This is a genomic window from Gemmatimonadota bacterium, from assembly GCA_021295815.1.
Lineage (GTDB): Bacteria > Gemmatimonadota > Gemmatimonadetes > Longimicrobiales > Gaopeijiaceae > JAGWBQ01.
The window spans coordinates 64,644-84,586 of sequence record JAGWBQ010000013.1 but is presented as its reverse complement, the minus strand read 5'-3'; the positions used below and the strand labels follow the sequence as shown (position 1 = coordinate 84,586).

Genomic DNA, 19,943 nt, shown 5'->3' with positions numbered 1-19,943 from the left:
ACCGTCGGCTTGTCGGTCGGAGCGGGCGTCGGCGAGGGTGCGTCAAATTACGGTCGCGGCTCCTGACCGTCCAGCGGGTGCGGGATCGGCGACATGCTCACCCCGCCGATGCCGGTAAACTGCGGTCCGGCGCCCGGGGCAACCGTTTAACGCACGTCGAAGTCATATTTGCACATGGGCCGAAAACCAGCTCGCGGGCCGAGCGAAAGCCAGGTGATCAGACGCGCCGCCAGGGGAGACCCCGAGGCGGTGAAGGTTCTGTATGATCGCTACTCGCCTCGGGTGTATGCCGTCGTGCGTCGAATAGTGGGCGATGACAATTCGGCCGAGGACTGTACGCAGGAGGTGTGGATGAGGGTGTTCGGGGCGCTGGATCGCTTCAGAGGAGAGGCTCGTTTCTCGACTTGGGTGCATCGGATCGCCGTGAACGCGGCCCTGCAGGAGGTCCGCTCCGCCGACGCTCGCAGGAAACGAGAGGAGTTCGTCGCCTTGGACCGGAGGATCGAGGCACGGACCGGCGACCCGCTCCTCAGGCACCGGCTGGAGCGGGCCCTCGACCGTTTGCCCCTCGGGATGCGACGGGTGATCATCCTTCACGACGTGGAGGGATTCACGCACGAGGAGATCGGTCGTAAGCTCGGGGTCACGTCGGGCACGTCGAAGTCACAGCTCTTCAAGGCACGCGCAAAGATGAGAAACATGCTCACCCAAACGGTGAGCGAACCGGAATACGGAGTTGGAGCATGGGGCACCTAAATCGAGAAACCTTGGCCCGGCTGGTCGGTGAAGACGGCAGCCCGGAAGAGACCAATCACATCGGAGACTGCACCGTATGCAGGTCCGAACTCGCAGGACTCAGGGATCAGACCGAAGCCCTGGGAAACCTGCCCGACCTGGCGCCTCCTCCCGGCGATTGGCCAGTCCTCGAGGCGCGCCTCCGGGCGGAAGGCCTCATAAGTGACGGTCGCACGGACGGCATCGCGGGGATTCACGGCGGCGCGAGCCGTCCCGGCGGATGGCCTGGAACCTGGGCGACCCGGTTGCGCGGAAGCTGGATGACCGCAGCCGCAGCGCTCATCGTCTTTTTCGGCGGAGCCTTCACCGGGGCGCAGTTCGGCTCGAGCTCGGAAGAGACCGCCTCCGCAGGCGGGGCGGTAGACGCCTTGGCTTCCGTCAACTCACTGACCACGCCGGAGGAGACGGTCGAGGCCCTGCTCTTGACCGAGGCCCGCTACATCTCCCTTCGGGCCCACCTTGAAGATCTCACCGTCGGTGGTGCCGGAGGAGCTCCCGTCTTCGACCCTCACAGACGTTTCGTCGCGCTCGAACACGTCGCCGCCGTGAGCCAGGCCGCTCTTAGGCAGTTGCCGGGGGACCCCTACCTGAACGGACTGCTTGTTTCGGTAATGGGCGAGCGGGAAGCCACCATCCGTTCGATATCGTCAACCACAGGAGCATACTGATGAACCTGACTCGCAGACGCGCCGCTTCCACCTTTTTCTCCACCGCTGCTGTCGCCTGCGCCCTGAGCGCACTCGGACCGAGCGACTCCCACGCCCTTCCGGTGCAGGAGCGCGCACCGGTCGCCGAGGTCGAGAGGGGCTGGCTGGCGATATCGCTCACGAGCTTCGTCCGACCGGGCGGCAACGTGAGGGAGGTATATGTCTCCTGGGTGGTCCCGGACGGACCGGCCGCGCTCGCCGGAGTCCGGGTCGGTGACCGAATACTCGAAGTCAACGACCGGCCCGGTTCCGATTTGCTGAGCGGAAATCGAAGTCTGCGTCCCCGTTTCCAGGTCGGCGAATCGGTTCGGTTGCTCCTCGAGAACGAGGGTGAGACCCGCGAGCTCACCGTGGTGCCGGTGGCGGCGCCGCTGAGCGTGTCGGTCGGGGACGCCGGCGACATGCTGGACTCGTTTCGCGTGGTATGGCCGCGGACGATGGATTCCCTGGAGATGGTATGGCCGCTGACGATGGATTCCCTGGAGATGGTATGGCCGCGGATGATGGATTCCCTGGAGATGGTATCGCCGCGGACGATGCATTCTCTGGAGATGGTATGGCCGCGGATGATGACGGAAGAGATGATCGCTGACTATTCGTTGGCTATGGATTCCATGGTCACCTCCTACTCTTTCGCGCAGGACGCCGCCACCATGCTGGACTCGATGGTGCTTCAGCTGCGGCCCGGACCGATGAGACTCACGGTGGCGTTGGATTCGCTTGGCCTGACGGCGGTCCGGTATCCCCTCTTCACTAGACTCAGTTTCATGCGTCCGGAGTTGGACCCGGCGGTACGGGCGACCCAGGCGACTTTGGCAGACTCGATTCGTTCGGTGCGTCTGCGCCCCGACTTCAGCCCGCTCTACCCCTTCCTGTTGGGACGGAACCGCGTCGCAGGCGCGATGCTGACCGAGGTGTCACCCGAACTGGGCAGCTACTTCGGCGTGGAGGGAGGCCTGCTGGTGGTGGATGTCGAGGAAGGTTCGCCGGCCGATCAGGTCGGGTTCGTTCCGGGCGACGTGATCGTCGAGGCCAGGGGAGAGGCGTTAGGAGGATTGCTCCTCGAGCTGCGGCGCACCTTCAACTCGCCCGGACGCGAGGGCACCGTGCTGACGATCATGCGCGCAGGCGAAAGGATGGAGCTGACCATCCGTTAACAGCTCCTACTCGTAGCGAAGCGCGTCGATGGGATCGAGTATCGATGCCCGTCGGGCCGGCCAGATGCCGAAGAAGATGCCGATCCCGGCGCTCACGCCGAGAGCGAGGGCCACTGTCTCGGGGGAGACGACGAGCTCCCATCCGAACCGGTCTTTGGCGAACTCGGAAGCGCCGTAGCCCAAGGCGACGCCGAGCAGGCCGCCCAGCAGGCATAGGGTGAAGGCCTCCACCAGGAACTGGGAGAGTATCGCCTGCCGGGTGGCGCCGAGCGCCTTGCGGATGCCGATCTCCCGGGTGCGTTCGGTAACCGAGACCAGCATGATGTTCATGATGCCGATTCCGCCGACGAGAAGGCTCACCCCGGCGATGCCGGCGAGCAGATAGCCGAAGGTCTCGTTCGCCTCGTTGAAGGTCTCGATGAGTTCGGCCGAGTTGCGTACGTTGAAGTCCGGATCGTCGCCCGGGCGGATGCGGTGTTCGCGGCGCATGACCCGATCGATCTCGGTGTAGGCGAAATCGAGCTCGGCCACCGTCTCGGTCGAGGCGTAGATCGAGCTCAGTCGGTCGCGGCCGCCCATGACCCTGTACTGGGCCGTGGACTGCGGAATGAAGATCTGGTCGTCGGGTCGGTACCAGCCTACGTCTCCCTTCTCTTCCAGTACGCCGACCACCTCGAAGCCGATCCCCCTGATCTGGATGCGCTCGCCTATCAGATCTTCCGGTGGGGTCTCTCCGAGTTCGTTCGGGATGTTCGAACCGAGCACCGCGACCCTCTGCCTGCCGTTCACCTCGCCCTGGTGAAAGAGGCGGCCGTGCTCTATGCCGTGGTTGTAGATATCGAAGTACTCCGGCCAGACTCCGGTGACCTGCCGGTAGGTGTTCCAACGCAGATAGGCCGTGGTGTGGCGGGAGGAGATCTCGGGCGAGATCTTGAGCAGACCCTGAGTCTCGGCTCTGAGAGCCTCGGCGTCCTCCACCGAGAGGTCGGCGTCGCCGCGCCCCACTCCACCCCAGAACTGCTGCCCCGGACGAATGGTCAGGACGGTGGTGCCGATCCTGTTGATGTCATCCTCCACTTGGCGGCGGGCGCCTTCGCCGAGGGCGACCATGGCGATCACCGCTCCGACTCCGATCACGATGCCCAAGGTGGTCAGCACGGAACGCAGGACATTGGCCTTGATCGCGGCCATGGCTACGAGAACGATCTCAATGATCAGCATCCGATGTCTCCCGAGTTCTTTGCCGGACGATCAGCGACGTCCGCCTCTGCCGCCCGGCAGGGGCGACGAGCCGCCCCCGAAGCGTGCGCGCATCTGGTTCAACCACGCCTCCTGTTGGGCGCGAAGCTGCGCGGCCCCCACCACCACCAGGGTCTCGCCCATCTCGATCCCGTCGACCACCTCCGTTCGGTCCCAGTCGTTGAGACCGATCTGGACGAGACGAGGCACGGGCAGGCCGTCGTCGCCTAGGACGAAGACCACGGCCGGGCGTGATTCGCGCGCCTGATTCGGCATGCCCGTTCCCAACACTCCGCCACCCGGCATCGCTCCGCCCATACCGCCGCCCATCGAGCGCATCGCGCCCAGCAGGGCGCGCATCGAGTCCTGGGTGATCTCGCCGGCGGCCGCCTGGGCCCTGAGCCGCTGGACCGCCGCCGTGCCCGTCGGCAGAGCCTGGTCGGAGCCGGCATCCTGAGCCCCCGACTCACCACCGCTCTCGTTGGCGCCGTTGCCACCGGACCCGTTCACCCCTCCGGCCGCCAAGGCCTCGGCCGTCATCGGGCGGCCGCCCCCGTTGCGGTTTCCGGTTTCAGGCGTCGATCCGCCGGACTCGCCGGTCGAAGCAGCCGCGCTCGCACCCGCAGATGACGGAGCGTTGCCGGTCCGGAGCGCTCCGGCACCTACGCCGTCGGCCGCGCCGCCTCCGAAGCCGCCAGCCATCGCGCCCCCTTCGCGGCCGGCGAAGCCCGCCCGCATGATGCTGCCGAGATCGAGGGCGTCGGGATCCAGTCCGAGCGCCATCGCCGCCGGGCCCACGTCCGCCGTCTGAACGATCGCGGTGTTCGGCACCAGAAGCACATCTCGCGCCTCGTCGATGAAGATCTCCACCTCGGCGTTCATCCCGGGCCTGAGCAGGCCCGTGCTGTTGGGCAGGGAGATGATGACGGGAAACATGGTCACGTTCTGGATCACCTCGGCCTGTGGTTCGACCTTGTCGAGCCGTCCTGGGAAGTTGGTGTCCCGGTAGGCCTCGACCTGCACTGAAGTGGTCATGCCGGCGGTCAGTTGACCCATGTCGGTCTCGTCCACCCGGGTGCGCACCTGCATCTCGTTGAGATTGGCCATGACGAAGAGGGTCGTGCCGCCGGAGACGTTGCCGGAGGCGGACTGGATGACCGAGCCCTCTTCGACGTTCTTCTGCAGAATGGTGCCCGCCATTGGTGCCCGGATGCGGACGTCGTTCAGCCGAAGCTGTGCGAGTTCCAGGTTGGTGGTCGCCTTCACCAGATTCGCCTGAGCGTTGGCGTAGTCGAGCTGGGCGGCTTCGTTCTCCGACGGCGTTATGACTCCCGCCGCGAGCAGCTCGTTCGAGCGATTGCGCTCCGCTTCGGAGTTACCCATGCGCGCCTTCGCCACACCCAGGTCCGCCTCGGCCTGGTTGAACCCGTTCTGGACGTCGCGCGGATCGATCTCGGCGAGCAAAGCGCCCGGCTCGACGTCGTCGCCTACGTCCACGAACAGGCGCAGCACTTCGCCAGCAGCCTTGGACTTGACCTCGACCCTGCGGATGGGCTCGACCTCTCCGGTCGCCTCGGTCGTGATGGTCAGGGTGCCCCTTTCGACCGACGCGGTTTCGTAGGCGGGACCTTCCTCGATCGGTTCGGACGAAGTACAGGCCCCGAGAGCCGCCGCCAGAAGGAGGCCGCTCGAGAGAGTCGGGAGGAGAGGGAAACGGGCGTGGGTCTTCATGCCGGCGCTCCTTGCAACTCGTTGAGGAAGTCGCTCCAGATCTTCCCGTCGAGGAGATGGACCTGCCGCTTGGCGAGGGCGGCTACGTCGTGTTCGTGCGTTACGACGACAATCGTCTGACCGTTGTCGTTGAGGGCTTGCAACTGCTTGAGGATGCCGGCGCTCGTCTGCGAGTCGAGATTGCCGGTGGGCTCGTCCGCCAGCAGGATCGCCGGGTCGTTGACCAGGGCCCTCGCGATGGCGACCCGCTGGCGCTGTCCGCCCGACATCTCGGGCGGGCGGTGAGCCATGCGATCCCCGAGCCCCACCAGTTCGAGCTTCTCCTTCGCTCGGCGGGTTCGTTCGCGCGATCCCACTCCCGCGTAGATGAGCGGAAGTTCGACGTTGTGCAGCGCGGTCGCCCGAGGCAGCAGGTTGAAGGTCTGGAAGACGAAGCCGATCTGGCGGTTGCGGACGTTGGCGAGGCGATTGTCGGAGAGCTTGCTGACCTGTTCGCCGTTGAGCCAGTAGTCGCCGGAGGTCGGCGTGTCCAGGCATCCGATCATGTTCATGAAGGTGGACTTCCCGCTACCCGAGGGACCCATGATGGCGACGAACTCACCCCGCCTGATCTCCAGATCGACATCGCGCACCGCCTTCACGGTTTCCGCGCCGAGAAAGTAGTGCTTGGTCAGCTTTTGGGTCTTGATAATCACGTCGTTCATCGCAACTCCCTCCCGAGAACGGCCTCGAGCGAAGCCCGGGCCAGCGTGTAGTCGTAACGCGCCCCGACGAGATCGGCCCCTGCCTGATCCGCCGCGGCTTGTGAAACGAGGATGTCGAGGATCGTCGCTACGCCGGCCTCGTAGCGCTGTCTCACGACCCTGAAATCCTCTTCGGCGACGACGACCGCCTCCTCGGCGATCTCGATGCCGAGCTCCGCCGTGCGCAAAGTGTTGAGGGCGGCATCGGCCTCCTGGCGGGCCGCCAGCCGCGCATCTTCCTTCTGGAGCCTCGCGACCCTCAGAGTCATCTGCGCCCTATCGAGGTTGGACTCGCGCTGGAAGCGGTTGAAGATCGGGTATGAAACCGAAAGCCCCATGTTCCAGCTCGTGGAACCGCCGGTGAAGGACCTCTCCTGGTTGTTCCAGCTATACCCGCTGTTGAGGTTGATGTTGGGCAGGTAGGCGGTCCGGTTGACGGACACGGCCGCCGCCGATGCATCCGCCGCCTCGACCGCCGCGACCACCGTAGGCGACGATTCCTCGGCGAGCGCCATGATCTCGTCGTCCGTAAGCGGCAGCGGTGTCGGTGCCAGATCGGACGGGAGCTCGGGCACCACTGGGGCGGAGATCCCGACCTGACGACCGAGGGAGATGCGCGCCGCCCGCAACGCCGTCTCGGTCTCGAGAAGCGCCTGACGCGCGTTCACCACGTCGAGTCGCGCCCGCAGAGAATCGGAAATCGTGGCCCGTCCCACCCGGAGACGGGTGACCACGAGCTCGAGGTTCTGCCTGGTGCGCTCGAGCTGCGTGCGACGGACCTCGACGAGCTCCTCCTGCCGAAGAGCGCCGAAGAAGAGGTTCTTGGTCTGGAGGATGACGTTGTGACGCTGGTTCTCCCTGCGCGCCAGAGCCGCCCGCTGATCGGCGTCCGCGGAGCCGAGCTGGATGAAGCGGCTCCCGCCTTGGAAAATGGGAACGCTGGCCGAGAGGCCGGCGCTGTAGGAGTCCGAGCTTCCCGCTACGATCTGCCCGGTGTTGGGATCGAGAACGCGCGAAGAGCGCAGCGACCCGCTGCTGTTGGCGTTGACGCTGGGCAGGAAGGAAGCCCACGCCGAGCGCTTGGCCAGCGAAGCGTTCTCGACGGCCTGCTCCTGCTGCAGCATCTGGGGAGAGCGGTCAAGAGCGATGGAAACCGCCCGGTCCAGGGTGACGCTCTCGCCGGGCTGGACGGGTTGACCTAACACGGGAGCGACGGCACCCTGGAAGGCGATAACGCCGATCGAGCAGGCGGTACCGAACGCAGCCCGCACGCCTTTCGTCCTTCGATCCGTCGTCCGGTGATTCGATTGCGACAAGTTAAGTCTCCTGAAGTTCGACAGCCAATCTACGGACCCGGGCCGCGGTTGATTCGTTAGCCGTTCGGGCGACCATCGCCGTCCTCGCCTCCGGTATTCCGACGCCGGGCCTCCTCCCGCTCCGCCCGCCTGCGGTCGTATTCGTCCAGCAGCGTCTGGTAACGGTCGGCCTGTTCCTCGGTGAAAACCGCCTTGATCTCTTCTCGGGTCTCGATGATCAGCTCCCGATAACGAGGGTCGTACTCCCGCTCGAATTCGTCGTGCAGCTCCCTCATGCGACTGCGCTGGTGAGCCAGGATGGAGTCGATGCGGGCGAGCTGGTTTTCGGTGGGATTCACCTGCTCGTACATCGGCGTCCGGCCTCTGCGACCGCGCTCGTCCTCGTCTTCGGTCCGGTCCTCGGTGGGCCGAGGCTCGACGTCGGCGGCGACTCCCGCTCCGGACCCGCGCCCCAAAGCGAATCCGACGAGGAGACCCGCCACCAGCACCATGGCGATCACCGTGCCTGTAACCAGGCGCACTCCGGTTCGGGTCATTTTCAGAAACCGTCCGAGGCGAACATGACCACGCCGGCACCGCTACGGCCGGCCGCGTCAAGGGTGGCGGGAATCGTCGCGCCCTCTATCCCGGAAACGAGGAGCTCTTCCACGCCCACCATCGCGCCGCCGGGTCCGTTACCGGCCTGCATTCCGGCGTCCCCGGTCGGCGGGCGGCTGATGAGCAAGGCGCCGACGGCGGCAGTGACCGCGGCCGCAGGCAGGAGGGCCCGCGCCCAGGCCGACATCACCTCGCCGAGCGAGAGCGGCGCTGTGCGCCGACGGCGCGCCAGTTCGGGGAGGGATCGCGAGAGAACCGTCTCTCGGAAACGCACCCAGTAAGCCGGGTCGGTACGGGCGGGGTCGAGACGCTCGAACGCCTCGCCGAGCCGGTTCGCCTCCCTTTCGGGGCCACCGTATCTCATGTCTCTGTCCTCATGATCCCGGGGCGAGGCCCCGCTTGGTAAGTTCCACTCTCATATGTTTTCTCGCGAAGTGCAGGTGCGATCTGACCGTTCCTGCGGGAAGCCCGAGCTTCACGGCGATCTCGCGGTGCTTCCACCCCTCGATGTCGTGGAGAACGACCACCTCTTTCTGCACCTCCGTCAATATGTCCAACGCGGCCCGGAGGCCGTCCCGCAGCTCGACCGTCTCAGCGAAACGATCCGGCGTCGGGTCGCGCGAGCGGGCTCCGGGCGGCAATTCGTCCGTGGCCCGGAGCGCCTCTCTTCTGACCAGATTCCGGGATCGGTTGCGGACGATCGTCAGAAACCAGCCTGCGAACCGATCCGGCTTCCGGCATTCGTCGAGCTTCTGGAGGGCGACCATGAATGACTCCTGGGCCGCGTCCTCCGCCTCCTCGTGCGTGCCGGTCACCGAAAGGGCTACGACGTAGGCCGTCCGCTGGTATCGCTCGACGAGAGCGGAAAATGCTTCCGTGACTCCGTCGCGCGCCAGACGAACCAGCTCGCCGTCTCCCCGAGGGTCCGTTTTCATTGACACCCCGTGTTCGGGGGATGTTGAAAGGACGCCGCGGGATATTCGGCGCCCAGATCCTCGTCCTCCCAGACGGCGATCATTTCCAGACGGGCCGGGGCAGGCACCGCCGGGACGAGCGCGAGATACGCCCAGCGCGCGATCTCTTCCGCGGAGGGCACGGTTCCTTCGGGGAGAAGGGAGTCGAGGTCGGCCCCGTCCCAGTCGGCGGTCAACCCTTCCCAGGCCGAGTCGAGCAGAGCCAGGTCGACCAGGAAACCCGTCTCGGCATCCACGCGACCGACTACGCGAGCCTCCACGGTCCAGGTGTGCGCATGCGGGCGGGCGAGAGATCCGAACCGCCGGAGATTGCGCTCTTCGGACCAGTCCAAGCGACGGTAAGCGTGGCTGGCGCGAAAACGCCAGCGCCTGATGAGCCGCGCCTCGGACGTCCTGCTCGGGTCCCGGATGGTGGCGGCTCCGGGCGGTGGAGCGCGCGGGGCACGGTCCGACCGTCCGGCGGTCCGCGTCATTTCCCCAGGCCCAGTCCGCTCCCGGTCAACGCCGCGAGAGCTTCCTCCCCGTAGAACATCTTCACGTAGCGCGCCTGCGTCTCGGTCACTCGACGCACGACCCAGACCAGACTCACGTAGTCGGGCTCGCGCGGCTGAGCGAGCAGCGTCATCCCCGTCTCGGCAGGCAGGCGATTTCCCTTGCGGCAATTGCAGCGCGAGCAGCTCGTGACCACGTTTTCCCAGGCATTGGTCCCGCCGCGCGAGATGGGCAGCACGTGGTCCCGCGTCAGGAACTCGCGACCTCCAAGTTCTCGGCGGTGCCTGCCGCAATACATGCAGGTGTAGCGGTCGCGCGCGAAGAGGAAGGTGTTGGTGACTTGGCGCCTGAACTTTCTGGGCACATACACGAAGGAGACGAGTCTGATTACCGCAGGCCAGGGCACCACGCGCCTCTCGGACCGAAATCTCCGGTCGCCCTCCCTTTCGAGGATCTCGGCCTTGCCGTCGAGCACCAGGCGCACGGCGCGGCGGGACGGCACGATGGTCAGCGGCTCATACGACGCGTTCAGTGCCAGGCATCCCACGGTTCGAATCTCCTCGATGTGCTCGTTCGGCCAGCCCTCGGGCGGATGGATCGTCTCCAACCCGGCCTGCTACCCTCCCGGCGCTTCGAGGGTGCCGCAATCTGCGCAGAGGAGGTGTGCGGGTCAAGCCGAGGGCAGCGGCTCAGCGGGACGCGGCGCCATTCGGAGCGTCGCGACAGCGAGGGATGGGAGGTGAACCGCCCGAGCCGGAGGAGCTTGCCGGATAGGACGACTTGGGGTGCACGGAATCCCCGGGGAAGCCCGGTTCCAGCCGGTAGATCACCAGGCGCGTGACAACCTTGGGGTAGCCTGGTACCCCTTAAGCGCGGCCTCCACCGGATAGTGTCAGTTTATTGTCGTCAGCCAGCATCCCCGCGCACGGCTCGCCGTTGACCCGGCGCAGCGGGTAGAGCGCCACTTTGTCGGCGTAATCGTAGTAGTCAATCACCCTGCGCCCCAGCTCCTGCCCTTCCTCGTAGGCCGCGACGGCAACCACCGCACTGTCGGCGTAGACGCCGCGGAACTCGTAGGCGAACATGTTCTTCTCGGGATTGCGGATCGTTGCGTAGCACCCCGTTGCGGGGTCGATCACCGCACCAGCAACCAAGTAGCCTCCGTGCCCACCGAGCCTGATGTCGGCGATGGCCGATAGCACGATGTCGCCCTGTCCGTCCGTCCCGATCTTCGGGCCGACTGTCGCTTTGGCGGCCTCCGCAAGCTCGGCCGGGATCGGCAGCATCCCCATTCGGCCGCTTCCGTAGTAAGCGGTGAGCGAGTCCGTGTCGTCGGCGTAGGTCGTCACCACGAACGCGGCAGCGGCGAAACCGGAGGGTCTGGCCCCCCGCCTACATCAGCGCGACCGGATCCCTGTCGATTCCAAGCCTGAGGTCGCCCGCAGGGAGCGAGTAGTCGCGGGCGAGAGCCGTGCACAGGACCCCGAGCGCCCTCGGCGAGGAAGAACGAGCGAGGAGGTGCCAGCGCCAGCGACCGTGGAGCCTTTCGATGGGAGCGGGGGCCGGCCCCAGTACCTCGACGGTGTCGGAGAGACCCTGCTCGCACACCCAGTCGCGGACCCAGCCCATCGCGGATTCGGCGCACTCGCAGGCGCGTTCGCGATCGGGAGAGGAGAGCACGGCCTTCATCAGGCGGACGAAGGGCGGATAGGCGGGAAGCGCGCGATGACCGAGCTCCCGTTCGGCGAAGGCGGCGTAGTCGTGGTCTACAGCAGCGGTGATGGCGAAGTGGTCGGGAAGGCGGGTCTGGACGATGACGGCCCCGCCCAGCGGTCCTCGTCCGGCCCGTCCGGCGACCTGACTGATGAGCTGGTAGGTGCGTTCGGTGGCTCGGAAATCGGGAAGGTGCATGCCGATGTCGGCGTTGATCACACCCACGAGCGTGACCCGGGGGAAGTCGAGCCCCTTGGCTATCATCTGCGTGCCGAGCAGGATGTCAACCGCTCCGGCCTCCACCCGGTCGAGGATGTCGCGGTGAGCCCACTTCCCGGAGGTCGTGTCGAGGTCCATGCGCGCGATCCGGGCCCCGGGAAACTGCTCCGCGACGATGCGCTCGACCTGCTCCGTGCCCAGTCCCCTGTACGAGAGCGCGTCGCCCCCGCACAGACCACACCGGTCGGGGGCCGCGACGGAGTGCCCGCAGTGATGGCAGGTCACGACGCGGTTCCTGCGGTGAAAGGTGAGAGAGATCGAACAGTTGGGACAGACATCCACTTCGCCGCACTCGCGGCACTGCACGAACGACGAGTACCCGCGCCGATTCAGCAGCAGGATGCTCTGCTCCTCGCGGTCGAGACGGTTGTTCACGGCCGCCGTCAGTCGCGGAGAGAGCACGGACCGGGTCTCGCGGAGATCGACGACCTTCACCTTGGGAAGCCTGCCTCCGCCGACGCGCCGGGGAAGATCGAGCTTCACGTACTTGCCGGCTCGGGCGTTCTGCCAGCTCTCGAGAGAAGGGGTGGCGCTGCCGAGCACGCAGACCGCGCCCGAGCGGTGCGCGCGCACCACCGCCAGATCCCGGGCCAGATAGGCGGGCGTCTCGTTCTGCTTGTAACTGGAGTCGTGCTCCTCGTCGACGATGATCGCCCCCAGGTTTCGGACCGGGGCGAAGATGGCGGAACGGGCTCCGATCGCGATGCGGCGTTTCCCCCGTCTGAGCTGTCGCCAGGCGTCGAAGCGTTCGCCGTCGGAGAGGCCGGAGTGGAGAACGGCCACGTCGTCCGGGAAGTGCGCTCGGAAGCGCCGAACCGTCTGCGGCGTGAGGGCGATCTGCGGTACCAGGACGAGGGCGCCTTCGCCGCGCGCCAGGGTCTCGCGCAGAAGGTCGATGTAGACGAGGGTCTTGCCCGAGCCGGTCACGCCGTGGAGGAGGAAGGGTCGGGGCCGGCTCCTCCGGAGTGCGCCGACCAGCGCCTCCGTGGCTGCGGCCTGGTCGCGGGTCGGAGTCAGCTTCGGAGGGGGCTTGGGTAAGTCCGCGAACGGATCGCGCACCTCCTCGAGATCCCGGACCTGGACGAGCCCTTTCTTCTCGAGACCGGTCACGACTCCTCTTGAAAACCCCCAGGCTCCGGTAACTGCTGCGAGTCTCGCCTCTCCGCCCCCGGATTCGAGTCTCTCGTAGAACTCGCGCTGACGAAGTGCCCTGCCGAAAGTGGCGTCGCGTTCCTCGAGGGTCGAGATGGTGCGGACGAGAGCGACCGCGCGGACGGTTCGCGGGAGCGGATCTCGCGGCGGGAAGGTCTCCATCCTGAGCGCGCCTCGTTCGGTCAGGGAGCGGATTTCGGGCCAGATGGAGCCCATCCCGAGTTCGCGGGCGATCACCTTCGCCGATACGGGGCGGGATCGCGCGAAGACCGCTGCCAGAACGCGGGCCTCTCGCGGTTTGGCGTCGACGGCCCTTTCGCCGGTAACGACCAGGAGTTCACGGGAGGAATCGGATAGAACCGTCGGCAGGGCCGCGCGGAAGCAGAAGCCCTCGGAGGCGGCATAGTACTCGGCCATCCACCGGCAGATATCGAATATTTCGGGGGAGACGGCGGGCAGGCCGTCGTCGAGAACCGCCAGAACCGGTCGGATGGAGCCGGGCTTGAGCTCGTTCGCATCGGGAGATGCGCCCCCCGTGACCCAGCCGATGAGCGTTTCCCGGCGAAAGGGCACCATGACCCGGGTGCCGAGCTGGGGAAGCGGACCCGCGACCCTGTATGTGAAAGATTTGTGTATGGGGAGTGGCAGCGCCACCTCGACGAGAGTTCGGCTCAAATCGGCACGCTCAATCCGCGACCGAGAAGAGGAAGATCGACTCCTGCGGGTCGGGGGGGGTCACCTCGGGGCCGTCCGGACCCATATGGACGTTGATCTCGCTGCGGACGCCGATGTCGTCGGGCACGTAGATGCCTGGTTCGACCGAGAAAGCGACCCCGGGAAGGAGAACCCGGTCGTCGCGGGTCTCGAGGTTGTCGAGATTGGGACCGCTGCCGTGGAGATCGATGTCCATCGAGTGGCCGAGCCGGTGAACGAAGAACTCTCCGTAGCCTGCCTCGTCGATCACTGCCCTGGCCACGTCGTCCACCTCGCTGCCTCTCGTCTCGGCGCCCTCGGCCCAGCGTTCGCGGAGGAAGCGTACCGCGCCGTCGCGGGCTTCGCGCACGGCCTCCCAGATCGCCACGGTGCGCCCGTCGGGTTCTCTGCCCATGAATCCCATCCAGGTCTGGTCGGCGTAGGCGCCGCCTTCATGCGATCCCCAGAGATCTATGAGGAGAAGGTCGCCGGCGGAGATCGTCTCGCCGTCACCGATGGGCGCGTAGTGGGGATCCGCCGCGCGGGGTCCGATGGCGACGATGCACGACGGTCCGACCACGAGCCCCGTCCGGGTCAGTTCGGAAACGATCCACTCGGTGAGCGCCCCTTCGCAGGTGGGCGATCCCGCTCGGATGGCGGAGGCGGCGCGCGCAAAGGCGTGTTCGGCGACCGAGGCGACGATCTTGGCGGCCTCGCGGTGCTGGGCCACCTGGCTCTCGCTGAGGACGGAGTGGAAGCGGGACACCAGGTCGCCCGACGAGACCAGCTCGACGCCGTGTGAGAGAATCACCCCCCCGATGCCGGCGGGAAGGTAGTCGAGCGTGGGCACCGCGCCCCCCGGCGAAACCTCCGCGGCGAGGCGCTTCCTACCTTCGAGCAGATCGGCGAGTCGCTCGTCGAGCTCGCGCCAGCCGGAATAGCTCACGGTGGGGAAGGGCCAGTGCCGCCACGAAGAGGCTTCGATGGCGTGGATGAGAGCAACCGGATCGCCTTCCGCCGGGATGAGCACGAACGCCCGTCGCGTCGTCTTCCCCAGCCCCAGCATGGTCACCGCGATCGGGTTGACCCCGTGAAACTCGTACAGGAGCCAGCCGTCGACGCCTGAGCCACGGAGCTCCTTCTGGACTCGGCGGACACCCGCTTCGGTGCACAGAAGGGGGGTTGCGACATCGTTGTTCATGGGCGTCGGTCCGGTTCAGGAGTGCGGGTCTGGAACGTCTGCAAATCTACACGGCCCCGGCCCGAATTACGACCGCGCACCGTCCGACGCCGCCTAAGCCCCGGCCAGAGCCCTCACCACCGCCACCACGCCTTCGGCGGTGCGCTTGGGAGCGTATCCTCCTTCGAGCGTCACCACCGCGCGCCCGGCGCAGGCCCGGTCCGCAGCTTCCATGACCTTGCGGGTCATCCAGGCGAGGTCCGCGGGCTCGAGCGTCATCGATCCCAGCGGATCTCCGGCCATGACGTCGAAACCCGCCGAGACGAGGACGAAATCGGGAGTGAAACGAGAGAGAGAACGGTCGAGAGCCTCCTCGAAACGGGAACGGTAGGTCGGCGCGGGCGTTCCGGCCGGGAGGGGGACGTTCATCGTGAACCCCTTCCCTGCACCGACTCCGGTCTGGCCGGTGTCTCCCGTGTACGGGTAGTGCGGCGACTGGTGGAGCGAGAGAAAGAAAACCGAGGGGTCCGCCTCGAAGATCTCCTGGGTTCCGTTGCCGTGGTGTACGTCCCAGTCGACTATCAGGACCCGCTCCGCAAGCCCCTCGGCCTGGAGTCCGTGCGCGGCCACGGCCACGTTGTTCACCAGACAGAATCCCATGGAGTGGTCGCGGGTGGCGTGGTGACCGGGCGGTCTGGCAGCCACGAAAGCGTTGGCCAGCTTGCCGGCGGCCACCTCGCGGGCCGCTGCGAGCGCGGCGCCTGCGGAGCCTGTCGCCGCCGGCCAGCTCCCTCCCGACACCACGGTGCTGGGATCGAGCGCTACCAGCTTTCCGTCCCTTGCGGCCCGAGCGCAGGCGCCTTCGACCACCGCAAGGTGCTCGGCGGAGTGCGCGCGCTCCAGCTCCTCGCGACCGGCGGCCTCCGCTTCGAGCTGTTCCACCTTGTCGTGGAGGAGGAGGAGGTCCGCACCGAGAGCGCTCGCGATCGCGGGCAGCCGGCCCTGGTGCTCCGGGTGCCCCCAGCCCGTGTCGTGGCGGGACGATTCGGGGTGGAGGAAGAATCCGGTCGGCGCCGTTTCGCTGTCCGGCGTCATCCCCGGCCGGTCCTCACGCGTCGGCCCTCGCGCAGGCCGGTCTTCACACCCCCGCCGGGACTCGCGCCAGCCGTTCCTGCACGGTCCTGACCTTGCGGCGGCGGCCTCTGAGGGCGATGAGCGCGTCGCAGGCCGCAGACAGTGCGGACATCGTGGTGAGGTAGGGTACGCGGTGCATTATGGCCGACCGTCTCATCTTGTAGTCGTCGAATTGGGATTTCTCGCCCAGCGGCGTGTTGACGAGCAGCGCGACCTCGCCCGAGACGATCTCGTCCACAATATCGGGCCGCGCCTCGCCCACCTTGTTCGCCCTCGCAGCCGGGATACCCAGCCTGCGCAGGTGATCGCGGGTTCCCTTGGTGGCCGCGATCTCGAAGCCCAGGTCCTGCAACCGTCTGACGATGGGCGTGATGGTCTCCTTGTCGCCGTCGTTCACGGTGAAGATGACCCTGCCGCTCTCAGGAAGGACGTTGCCCGCAGCGAGCTGGGCCTTGGCGAAGGCCATGCCGAAGGTGTCGTCGAAACCCATCACCTCCCCCGTCGAACGCATCTCGGGACCGAGCACTATGTCCACGTCGAAGCGGTCGAAGGGCATGACGGCCTCCTTGACCGCGATTCCGGTCAGCGGGGGGTCGGGATCGAGTTCCATGTCGGCGAGCCGTTCGCCCGCCATGAGCCGAGCCGCGATCCTGGCCAGTGGAGCTCCCGTGGCCTTGCCGACGAACGGAACCGTGCGAGACGCCCTCGGGTTGACCTCGAGAACGTAGATGAGCCCGTCCTTGATCGCGTACTGGACGTTGATGAGCCCGACCACGCCGAGCTCGAGGGCGAAACGTTTCGTGAGCTCCGAAATCTCGTCGAGAATCGAGCGGGGCAGCAGGTACGGGGGAAGCACGCAGGCAGAGTCTCCGGAGTGCACGCCGGCGTCCTCGATATGCTGCATGATCCCGCCGATCAACGCTTCCTCGCCGTCGCAGAGCGCGTCCACGTCGGCCTCGAAGGCGTCCTCCAGGAACGAGTCCACGAGCACGGGATGGGATTCCGAAGCCCGAGCCGCCTCCGCGAAATAGCGGGCAAGGGCCTCCTCGTCGTAGACGATGCGCATGGCCCTGCCCCCCAGCACGTAGCTGGGTCTGACCAGTACGGGAAAGCCGATCTCGCGGGCCGCGGCCAGCGCCTCCTCCTCGCTCCTGGCAATGCCGTTCGGAGGCATGCGCGCGCCGATCTTCCGGCAGGCGTCGGCGAAGCGATCGCGATCCTCGGCCCTGTCGATCGCGTCGACCGAGGTGCCCAGCACGGGAGCCCCGAGTTCATCGAGAGCGCGCGCCAGCTTGAGGGGCGTCTGACCGCCGAGCTGCACGATCACGCCCTTGGGGCGCTCCAGCCTCACCACCTCGAGCACGTCCTCCAGGGTCAGCGGCTCGAAGTAGAGCTTGTCGCTGACGTCGAAGTCGGTGGAGACCGTCTCCGGGTTCGAGTTGATCATGATGGTCTCGTAACCGGCTTCGCGCAGGGCTAGCACCGCCTGCACGCAGCAGTAGTCGAACTCGATCCCCTGGCCGATGCGGTTCGGACCGCTTCCAAGAATGACGACGCTCTCCTTTCCGCTCCTGACGCTCTCGTTCTCAGTCTCGTAGGACGAGTAGTAGTAGGGAGTAGCGGCGGGAAACTCGCCCGCGCAGGTGTCGACCACGTTGAAGCGGGCGGTGATCCCCGCCGACCACCGCCGTTCGCGCACGTCGGCCTCGGTTTCGCCCCGCAAACGGGCGAGCTGGCTGTCCGAAAAGCCCTCTCGCTTCATCCGGCGGAGGAGATTGTCGTCCGCTTCCTCGGTGTCCCGATACTCGCGCTCGAGCTCCAGGATGATGGAGAGCTGATCGAGGAACCACGGATCGATGCGCGTCGCCCTGCGGATCCGCTCGAGCGATATGCCCGCCTCCAGGGCCCGGCGGATGATGAAGGGGCGTTCGGGCGAAGGCCTGGCCATCTCGCGGAGGAGGCTCTCCGAGTCGGTGGCGATCAGGCCGTCGTCGTCCGCGCTTGCGCCCGTCGTCCATCCTGCGCGTCCGGTTTCGAGTCCGCGAAAACCCTTCTGCCAGGCCGCGCGGAAGTTCCTGCCGATCGCCATGGTCTCGCCCACAGACTGCATTTGCACGCCCAGGGTGTCGTTCACCTCGGGGAACTTCTCGAAGGCGAAGCGCGGGATCTTCACCACGCAGTAGTCGAGGACCGGCTCGAACGAGGCCGGAGTGGTACGGGTGATGTCGTTGGGGAGCTCGTGGAGATGGTAGCCGACGGCGAGCTTGGCTCCCACGCGCGCGATCGGGAACCCCGTGGCCTTCGAAGCCAGCGCGGAGGAGCGCGAGACCCTCGGGTTCATTTCGACCACCAGCATCTCGCCGTCTTCAGGGTTCACGGCGAATTGGATGTTGCAGCCGCCCGCGGCCACGCCGATTTCGCGGATGCAGGCGATCGAGGCGTCCCGCATGCGCTGGAACTCGCGATCGCTCAGAGTCTGCGCCGGGGCCACCGTTATGGAATCACCGGTGTGGACTCCCATGGGATCGAAGTTCTCGATAGAGCAGACGATCACGACGTTGTCGGCTCCGTCGCGGACCACCTCGAACTCGTACTCCTTCCAGCCGATCACCGAGCGGTCCACGAGGATCTCGGTGATGGGCGAGGCGTCGAGGCCGCGCTGCGCCAGTTGCCGGAACTCCTCCAGATTGTAGGCGATGCCGCCACCGGTGCCGCCGAGGGTGAAGGAGGGCCGGATGATGGCGGGATAGCCGGCGTCCTCGACGATGGCGAGGGCTTCGTCGAGGTGCCGGGCGAAGCCGCCGTGAGGGAGCTCGAGCCCTATGCGACGCATGGCCGCCGAGAAGTGTTCGCGGTCCTCGGCCATCTCGATCGAACGGGCGTCGGCGCCGATGAGCTCGACGCCATGGTCGTCGAGCGTGCCCGCGCGGTCGAGCTCCATGGCGACGTTGAGGGCGGTCTGGCCGCCCATGGTGGGGAGGATGGCGTCGGGACGCTCGCGCTCGATCACGCGCTCGACCCACTCCGCGGTGATGGGCTCGATATAGGTGCGGTCGGCCAGATCCGGGTCGGTCATGATCGTGGCCGGATTCGAGTTGACCAGCACGACCCGGTAGCCCTCCTCCTTGAGGGCCCTGACCGCCTGCGTACCGGAGTAGTCGAACTCGCACGCCTGACCGATGATTATGGGACCCGAGCCGATCAGCAGAATCGATTCCAGGTCGTCGCGTCTCGGCACCTAGCGTTCCCCGTACGAGGCCGGGCGGGCCGCTCGACCCGGGATGAGCTCGTCCTCGGGCCGCCACGGGCTGCGAGGTCTCATCCGACCCGCTTGTTCGACTCCGCGCGGACGGCTCGTGAGAGAATCAGGGCGAAGCCGCCCCACACGAACGCCGTTATCAGCGCCATCATGATCCAGGTGACAATGCTCACGGGCAATCTCCGTCTTTTCCGGTAGGCCAGCTAACTGCGGCGGTCAACGCCCCGGACGCCCAGAAGTTCCCCGGCCTCGCGCATTCCGTCGATGACGTTCTGGATGTGCTCCTTCCGCTCCAGTCCGATCAGCGAGATGCCGCGCGCCACTTCTCGGCGGTCGACTCCTGCGGCGAAAGCCTTGTCCTTCAGCTTCTTTACGACCGACTTGGGCTTGAGGTCGTCGATCCCGTTGGGGCGGACGAGGCAGCAGGCGAAGATCAGGCCGCTTAGTTCGTCGCAGGCGACCAGGTGGCGGTCGAGCGCGGATGTCGGTTCGACGTCGGTTCGGTCCGGCCAGGTGTGGGCGAGGACGGCTCGGAGCAGCTCTTCAGGATAGCCGACAGCCCGCATGTGCTCGACTCCCCGGTGCGGGTGCTCGTCGGGATGCCTCTCCCAGTCCAGGTCGTGAAGCAGACCAGCGATTCCCCAGAGCTCCTCGTCCTCCCCCTTGAGTTTCGCGTAGCGGCGCATCGCGGCCTCGACCGCGTACATGTGCTTGCGCAGGCCTTCGTTGCTTACCCACTCCTCGAGCAGAGCGAGTGCCTGGGCCCGATCGAGCGAGCCCTG

General features: G+C 66.7%; 18 protein-coding genes. 3 read left to right on the top strand and 15 right to left on the bottom strand.

Annotation, left to right across the window (positions count from 1 at the left end; translation table 11 throughout):
• Nucleotides 1-213: 213 nt before the first annotated feature.
• Genes J4G12_07150 through J4G12_07140 form a run of 3 tightly spaced genes read left to right on the top strand, consistent with a single transcriptional unit; the run spans nt 214 to nt 2,659 of the window.
• Nucleotides 214-756 carry a sigma-70 family RNA polymerase sigma factor gene (locus J4G12_07150; GenBank protein MCE2455586.1) on the top strand — a complete coding sequence of 181 codons (543 nt, stop codon included), beginning with the start codon at nt 214-216 and terminating at the stop codon, nt 754-756.
• Nucleotides 744-1,463: a hypothetical protein gene (locus tag J4G12_07145; GenBank protein MCE2455585.1), complete on the top strand. Its 720-nt coding sequence runs from the start codon at nt 744-746 to the stop codon at nt 1,461-1,463. Before J4G12_07150 ends, J4G12_07145 begins: the two co-directional genes overlap by 13 nt.
• The gene (locus J4G12_07140; GenBank protein ID MCE2455584.1) at nt 1,463-2,659 is read left to right on the top strand and encodes a PDZ domain-containing protein; all 1,197 of its coding nucleotides are present in this window, start codon (nt 1,463-1,465) and stop codon (nt 2,657-2,659) included. The genes J4G12_07145 and J4G12_07140 overlap by 1 nt, the downstream gene beginning before the upstream one ends.
• 6 nt (nt 2,660-2,665) lie before the next feature.
• Here J4G12_07140 and J4G12_07135 read toward each other — a convergent pair whose 3' ends face one another.
• The 15 genes from J4G12_07135 to J4G12_07065 all read right to left on the bottom strand — a co-directional run bounded on the left by J4G12_07135 (nt 2,666) and on the right by J4G12_07065 (nt 19,868).
• The gene (locus J4G12_07135) at nt 2,666-3,874 is read right to left on the bottom strand and encodes an ABC transporter permease (GenBank protein ID MCE2455583.1); all 1,209 of its coding nucleotides are present in this window, start codon (nt 3,872-3,874) and stop codon (nt 2,666-2,668) included.
• A 36-nt stretch (nt 3,875-3,910) separates the two neighbouring features.
• Complete coding sequence (locus J4G12_07130; protein MCE2455582.1) at nt 3,911-5,629, bottom strand: efflux RND transporter periplasmic adaptor subunit; 1,719 nt, start codon at nt 5,627-5,629, stop codon at nt 3,911-3,913.
• The gene (locus J4G12_07125; GenBank protein MCE2455581.1) at nt 5,626-6,321 is read right to left on the bottom strand and encodes an ABC transporter ATP-binding protein; all 696 of its coding nucleotides are present in this window, start codon (nt 6,319-6,321) and stop codon (nt 5,626-5,628) included. Before J4G12_07125 ends, J4G12_07130 begins: the two co-directional genes overlap by 4 nt.
• Nucleotides 6,322-6,329: 8 nt before the next feature.
• Nucleotides 6,330-7,643 (bottom strand): TolC family protein, encoded by a 1,314-nt coding sequence (locus tag J4G12_07120; protein ID MCE2455580.1) that lies wholly within the window; start codon nt 7,641-7,643, stop codon nt 6,330-6,332.
• A gap of 101 nt (nt 7,644-7,744) precedes the next feature.
• Complete coding sequence (locus tag J4G12_07115) at nt 7,745-8,224, bottom strand: hypothetical protein (GenBank protein ID MCE2455579.1); 480 nt, start codon at nt 8,222-8,224, stop codon at nt 7,745-7,747.
• Nucleotides 8,225-8,226: 2 nt separating this feature from the next.
• Entirely contained in the window at nt 8,227-8,649 is a 423-nt protein-coding gene (locus J4G12_07110) for a hypothetical protein (protein ID MCE2455578.1), read from the bottom strand.
• A 10-nt stretch (nt 8,650-8,659) separates the two neighbouring features.
• Nucleotides 8,660-9,220 carry a sigma-70 family RNA polymerase sigma factor gene (locus J4G12_07105; GenBank protein MCE2455577.1) on the bottom strand — a complete coding sequence of 187 codons (561 nt, stop codon included), beginning with the start codon at nt 9,218-9,220 and terminating at the stop codon, nt 8,660-8,662.
• Nucleotides 9,217-9,591: a 6-carboxytetrahydropterin synthase gene (locus J4G12_07100; protein ID MCE2455576.1), complete on the bottom strand. Its 375-nt coding sequence runs from the start codon at nt 9,589-9,591 to the stop codon at nt 9,217-9,219. Before J4G12_07100 ends, J4G12_07105 begins: the two co-directional genes overlap by 4 nt.
• Before the next feature lie 137 nt (nt 9,592-9,728).
• Nucleotides 9,729-10,289: an HNH endonuclease gene (locus J4G12_07095; protein ID MCE2455575.1), complete on the bottom strand. Its 561-nt coding sequence runs from the start codon at nt 10,287-10,289 to the stop codon at nt 9,729-9,731.
• A gap of 328 nt (nt 10,290-10,617) precedes the next feature.
• Nucleotides 10,618-11,100, bottom strand: a complete 483-nt coding sequence (locus J4G12_07090; protein ID MCE2455574.1) for a hypothetical protein — start codon at nt 11,098-11,100, stop codon at nt 10,618-10,620.
• Nucleotides 11,101-11,143: 43 nt separating this feature from the next.
• Nucleotides 11,144-13,570, bottom strand: coding sequence for a primosomal protein N' (gene priA / locus J4G12_07085; GenBank protein ID MCE2455573.1), 2,427 nt, complete (start codon nt 13,568-13,570; stop codon nt 11,144-11,146).
• A 10-nt stretch (nt 13,571-13,580) separates the two neighbouring features.
• Nucleotides 13,581-14,789, bottom strand: a complete 1,209-nt coding sequence (locus J4G12_07080) for an aminopeptidase P family protein (protein ID MCE2455572.1) — start codon at nt 14,787-14,789, stop codon at nt 13,581-13,583.
• A gap of 93 nt (nt 14,790-14,882) precedes the next feature.
• A complete protein-coding gene (locus J4G12_07075; GenBank protein MCE2455571.1) occupies nt 14,883-15,863 on the bottom strand; it encodes a histone deacetylase in 981 nt (326 codons plus the stop codon).
• A 43-nt stretch (nt 15,864-15,906) separates the two neighbouring features.
• Entirely contained in the window at nt 15,907-19,140 is a 3,234-nt protein-coding gene (gene carB, locus J4G12_07070; protein ID MCE2455570.1) for a carbamoyl-phosphate synthase large subunit, read from the bottom strand.
• Between the two features lie 224 nt (nt 19,141-19,364).
• Nucleotides 19,365-19,868 carry an HD domain-containing protein gene (locus tag J4G12_07065; protein MCE2455569.1) on the bottom strand — a complete coding sequence of 168 codons (504 nt, stop codon included), beginning with the start codon at nt 19,866-19,868 and terminating at the stop codon, nt 19,365-19,367.
• Nucleotides 19,869-19,943: the final 75 nt, after the last annotated feature.